This is a genomic window from Pseudomonas sp., assembly GCF_036387035.1.
In the GTDB taxonomy this organism is placed as follows: domain Bacteria; phylum Pseudomonadota; class Gammaproteobacteria; order Pseudomonadales; family Pseudomonadaceae; genus Aquipseudomonas.
On record NZ_DASVUM010000122.1, the window covers coordinates 1 to 4,937 of the forward strand.

The 4,937-nt window shown below is 61.2% G+C and carries 6 protein-coding genes and 1 pseudogene; all 7 read left to right on the forward strand.

Features of this window, described 5'->3' with window-relative positions:
* A partial coding sequence (locus VF672_RS11385; RefSeq protein ID WP_331104705.1) for an FAD-binding oxidoreductase occupies positions 1-604 on the forward strand: 604 nt, incomplete at its 5' end.
* On the forward strand, positions 601-1,818 hold the full coding sequence (locus tag VF672_RS11390; protein ID WP_331104706.1) for an aminotransferase class I/II-fold pyridoxal phosphate-dependent enzyme: 1,218 nt from the start codon (positions 601-603) through the stop codon (positions 1,816-1,818). The genes VF672_RS11385 and VF672_RS11390, both read left to right, overlap by 4 nt.
* A complete protein-coding gene (locus VF672_RS11395; protein WP_331104707.1) occupies positions 1,815-2,549 on the forward strand; it encodes an amino acid ABC transporter permease in 735 nt (244 codons plus the stop codon). The genes VF672_RS11390 and VF672_RS11395 overlap by 4 nt, the downstream gene beginning before the upstream one ends.
* Entirely contained in the window at positions 2,539-3,327 is a 789-nt protein-coding gene (locus VF672_RS11400) for an amino acid ABC transporter permease (protein ID WP_331104708.1), read from the forward strand. Before VF672_RS11395 ends, VF672_RS11400 begins: the two co-directional genes overlap by 11 nt.
* Entirely contained in the window at positions 3,314-4,150 is an 837-nt protein-coding gene (locus VF672_RS11405) for an amino acid ABC transporter ATP-binding protein (RefSeq protein WP_331104709.1), read from the forward strand. The genes VF672_RS11400 and VF672_RS11405 overlap by 14 nt, the downstream gene beginning before the upstream one ends.
* An 85-nt stretch (positions 4,151-4,235) precedes the next feature.
* Complete coding sequence (locus VF672_RS11410; protein WP_331104710.1) at positions 4,236-4,832, forward strand: cysteine dioxygenase; 597 nt, start codon at positions 4,236-4,238, stop codon at positions 4,830-4,832.
* A pseudogene (locus tag VF672_RS11415) lies at positions 4,829-4,937 on the forward strand (thiol:disulfide oxidoreductase); the annotation flags it as partial. The gene VF672_RS11410 and the pseudogene VF672_RS11415, both read left to right, overlap by 4 nt.

The window sequence follows — 4,937 nt, forward strand, 5'->3', positions numbered from 1 at the left end:
GCCCTGGTTTGCGCTGCTGGAACTCTCGGACAATCACAGCGAAGCCCATGCGCGACAAACCTTCGAAGAGGTGCTCGGCGAAGCATTCGAGTCGGGCTTGCTGGCGGACGCCTTGATTGCCGAAAGCCTGGCCCAGAGCGAGGCGCTCTGGCTGCTGCGCGAGAACATGAGCGACGCGCAGAAACGTGCCGGTCGCAACATGAAGCACGATATTTCGGTGCCGATTTCCCGGATCGTCGAATTCGTCGCCCACACCGATGCGTTGCTGCAAGAGCGTTTCCCCGGCGTGCGCAACTTCACGTTCGGCCATCTGGGTGACGGCAATCTGCACTACAACGTGGCGCATCCCCTGGACTCCAGCGTCGAGGCGCACATGCAGAACTATGTGGCGTTGAGTGAGCTGGTCCACGACAGCGCCCATGCTCACGGCGGCTCCATCAGCGCCGAACATGGTATCGGCCAACGCAAGCTGGCGATGTTACCCCGTTACAAAAGCCCGGTGGAACTGGATCTGATGCGGCGTATCAAGCGCACCCTCGATCCGCAGAATCTGCTTAATCCGGGCAAGGTATTTGCCCTTGACGACGACGGAGAATCCCTATGAGCGTGCGTCTGTCAAAACGCGTGCAGCGCGTCACGCTGTCCGCCAATGCGGCGGCCAAATCCCGAGTGACGGCACTGCGTGAGGCGGGCGTCGATATTCTCGATCTGACCACCGGCGAGCCGGATTTCGATACCCCGGAACACATCAAGCAAGCCGCTTACGCAGCCATTGCCGCAGGCGACACCAAATACACCCCGACCCCCGGCGTGCGGGCCCTGCGCGAAGCTGTGCAAAGCAAGCTCAAGCGCGAGAACCGTCTTGATTACCCGCTGCCGTCCATCGTGATTGCCAACGGCGCGAAACAGATCATTTACAACGCCTTTGCCGCGACCCTGGATGATGGCGATGAAGTGTTGGTGCCGGTTCCCTACTGGCCGTCGTTCCCGGACAGCGTGCGATTCAGTGGCGGCGAACCGGTGTTCATCGAGTGCGGTCTGGAGCAGGGCTGCAAGCTGACGCCGACTCAGCTGGAACAACACATCACCGAGCGCACCCGCTGGCTGATTCTGAATGGTCCCGGCAACCCAAGCGGCGCGGTGTACAGCGAGGCAGAACTGCTGGCGCTGGCCGAGGTGCTGCGCCGTCATCCGCAGGTGCTGGTGTTGCTCGACGAATTGTACGAGCACATCCGTTTCGATGACCACTCGGCGCTGAACCTGCTTAACGTCGCGCCGGATCTGCAATCCCGCTGCCTGTTGGTGGGCGGTGTGTCGAAGACCTACGCCATGACCGGCTGGCGCATCGGTTTCGGCGCCGGGCCAAAAGAACTGACTACCGCGATGACCGTGGTGCAATCGCAGTCCACCTCCGGCGCGTCTTCGGTGGGGCAGGCGGCGGCATTGGCAGCGTTTGAGGGCGGGCTGGGATTTCTTCCCGAGCAGGTTGCGGCGTATCACCAGCGCCGGGATCTGTTGGTGTCGGCATTGAGCGCCGTGAATGGCTTGCAAGTGCTGGAACCACAAGGCGGCTTCTTCGTGTTTGTGCGTTGCGCCGGTTTGCTCGGTCGTTATCGCCCGGACGGCGTGCGCCTGGACAGCGACGCTGACGTGGTGGACTGGCTGTTGGAGTCCGGCGTTGCCGGTGTTGCGGGCAGCGCGTATGGCCTGTCGCCGTGGTTTCGCCTGTCGATTGCCACTGCCACCAGCAGCGTTGCCGAAGCGGGTCGACGTATCGCCGTTGCCTGTGAGCGCCTGTTGATCGAGGCGCCGCAATGAGTCATTGGCTGGAACTGTTCGTTCACTGGACCGCGGGCTTTGGCCTCAACTACAGCTTCCTGCTGGATGCCTATCAACGCGGCTCCATGGTGGACGGTGCGCTGACCAGTATTCTGCTGTGCGCCTTCACTATTGTCGGCAGCCTGCTGGTTGGCGTGGCGCTGGCGGCGATGTTGACCTCGGGCAAAGGTTATCTGACGACTCCGGCGCGGGTATTCATCGAAGTCACCCGCAACACGCCGACGCTGGTGCAGTTGTACTGCGCGTTTCTGGTTCTGAACATGCTGTTGACCCAGGCGGTAGGCGCGGCCAATCCGCTGACGCCGTTTGCCTGGGTGGTGATCGTGATTTCCCTGCACAAAGGCGCGTTTCATGCTGAAGCCTTGCGCGCCGGCATCGAAGCGGTGCCGACCGTGACCCTGGAAGCCGCCAGTTCCCTGGCGTTCAGCAGTCGCCAGTTGTTGTGGAATGTGCAGCTGCCGCTGGCGCTGCGCTTTGCGCTGCCATCGCTGATCAACAACCTGATCGACCTGGTGAAAATGACCGCTGTTGCCTCGGCCATTGCCGTGGGCGACATCACTTACGCGGCGATCATGATCTGGACCCAGAGCGATAACGTCCTGGAACTGATGATCCTGATCCTGTCGTTCTTCGGCTTGCTGAGCTTTGTCGTCAATTGTGTAGGTCGCGCCCTTGAAGCGCGCCTGAGGATGCCCGGCTATGGCCATTGATTCATCTGCCGTTGCACCGCTGGCGTGGCCGCGTTGCCACATGGGCAAGCTGGCCTTGCTGTTGGCCGCATTGGCCTGGCTGATATTCGCCGCGCCGCACAGCCCGGTGTTTCTAGCCTTGGTGCAATGGTCCCCGGCGCTGGCGAAAGGCTTCGGGCAGAACATTTTGATCAGCCTGGTGGCTATCGGCCTGGGCTCGGTCATGGGGCTGCTGATCGGTGCGCTGGCGCTGTCGCCGACCTGGCTGCTGCGTTTGCCGGCGCGGATCTGGGTGCAGATCTTCCGCAATGCGCCGTGGCTGGTGCTGATTTACTTCACGACCTATGTGTTCCCGTTCGAGATTCACATTGGCAGCTCGTACGTATCGTTCCCGGATTGGGTGAAAGTGACCATCGGCCTGGCGCTGCCCGCCAGTGCCAACGTCGCGGAAATCTTCCGTGGCGCTATCGCCTCGATCCCCAGCACGCAATGGGAAGCGGCGCGCTCCCTGGCCTTTACGCGCTGGCAGATTTTCACTTCGATCATCCTGCCGCAGTGCTTCAAACGCATGTTGCCGCCGTGGATGAACCTGTACGCGGTGATCACCATGGGCACGGCGCTGGCCTCGCTGGTGGGCGTGCATGACGTGATCGACACCGCGCAGATCGCCAGCAATACCGTCAACCAGACCGGTTTTACCGTGCTGATCTACTTCAGTTTGCTGGCGTTGTTCTTTGCTTATTGCTACCCGATTTCCCGACTGACCCAACGCCTGGAGCGCCGTTATGCCTTCTATTGAAACCGCTTCGCAGCCCTTGGTCAGCCTGCGTGACCTGCATCTGTCGTTCGGCAGCAATCATGTGCTCAAAGGCATCGACCTTGACGTGCAGCGCGGCCAGGCAGTGTCGATCATCGGCCCGTCTGGCTCGGGCAAATCGACAATCCTGCGTTGCATCACCGGCCTGTTGCCGACCCAGCGCGGCACGATTCGCGTTGGCGACACCGAAGTGGACAAACTGGCCAACGAGGCGCAGCGCATTGAACTGCGCAAGCGCGTGGGTTTCGTGTTTCAGCAATACAACCTGTTCCCGCATTTGTCGGTGCTGGAAAACCTGGTGATCGCGCCGCGCAAGGTACTGGGTCGCAATCGCGCCGACGCCGAGCAGGAAGCCCGCGCCTTGCTGGCCAAGGTTCGCATGGAACACAAGGCCGACGCGTATCCGGGGCAACTGTCCGGCGGCCAGCAACAACGCGTGGCAATCGCCCGCGCCTTGGCGATGCGCCCGCAACTGATCCTGTTCGATGAGGTGACCTCGGCACTGGACCCGGAAACCGTCGGTGAAGTGCTGACGGTGATTCGCGAGCTGACCGAAGAGGGCATGACCTGCGTGCTAGTCACTCATGAAATGCGTTTCGCCGAGGAAATCAGCGACGTGGTGTATTTCACCGAAAACGGCCTGATCGTCGAGCACGGCAGCGCCGAGCAGATCTTTCAGCACCCGACCAGTGAACGTACCCACGAATTCCTGCGCCATGCCCTGGGCGATGCCGGGCGGCGTCCGGTGCCCACGGGCGATCCGTTTTTGTTGAGCAATATCAGCCGTTACAGCTTGTCCGTTTGAATGACCAGAAGACCTGCGAAGCAGGCGTTACCTGCGTGCAGTTTTATAAAAAACCGACTGCAATGACCTCCCAGGAGTATTTTTCATGACTACCGAAACCCGTGCCCAAGCCATCGAGACGCTTCTCGAGCAAGTCCGCGTCATCAACAAGCGCGGCGTAGACCGTGCTGCGCTGAAGGAAATCATCGGCCTGCTCGAAGGGCTGGCCGCGCGTCACGATCTGTTCAATTTCGACGCGTTCCCGTCGCCGGTGCCGGGCGAGGGCGACACCGCCTTTCGCTACCGCCTGAACGATGACGGCGAGACGCCGACGCTGTACATGAATTCGCTGCTGCCGGGCAAGAAAACCCTGCCGCACAACCACGAAACCTGGGCGGTGATCGTTGCCGTGCAGGGCCAGGAAATCAATTACGTGTGGGCGCGCAGCGACGACGGCAGCGATCCGCAGTACGCCAAACTGGTGCTGGACAAGGAAGTCGTGGTTCAGCCGGGTACGCCGATCGGTTTCCTCGGTGATGACCTGCACGGCATCCTCGTCGAAGGCGAAACACCGACGCTGCACTTCCATTTGTACGGTCGCCCGCTGGAGTCGTTGAATGGCCGTTATGGCGTCAACGAAGAAGGCCGCGTGCTCAATTACAACGCCTCGCAAATGGCCCCGTCGATCAAGGCCTACGCATGATCGACCTTTATTACTGGCCCACCGGTAACGGCCTGAAAGTCGCCATCCTGCTCGAAGAACTCGGGCAGGAGTACCGCACGCTGCCGATCAACATTCGCGCGGGAG

Coding starts and splice junctions, on each gene's coding strand:
- VF672_RS11395 (WP_331104707.1), top strand. CDS start 1,815: ATGAGTCATTGGCTGGAACTGTTCGTTCACTGGACCGCGGGCTTTGGC.
- VF672_RS11390 (WP_331104706.1), top strand. CDS start 601: ATGAGCGTGCGTCTGTCAAAACGCGTGCAGCGCGTCACGCTGTCCGCC.
- VF672_RS11410 (WP_331104710.1), top strand. CDS start 4,236: ATGACTACCGAAACCCGTGCCCAAGCCATCGAGACGCTTCTCGAGCAA.
- VF672_RS11405 (WP_331104709.1), top strand. CDS start 3,314: ATGCCTTCTATTGAAACCGCTTCGCAGCCCTTGGTCAGCCTGCGTGAC.
- VF672_RS11400 (WP_331104708.1), top strand. CDS start 2,539: ATGGCCATTGATTCATCTGCCGTTGCACCGCTGGCGTGGCCGCGTTGC.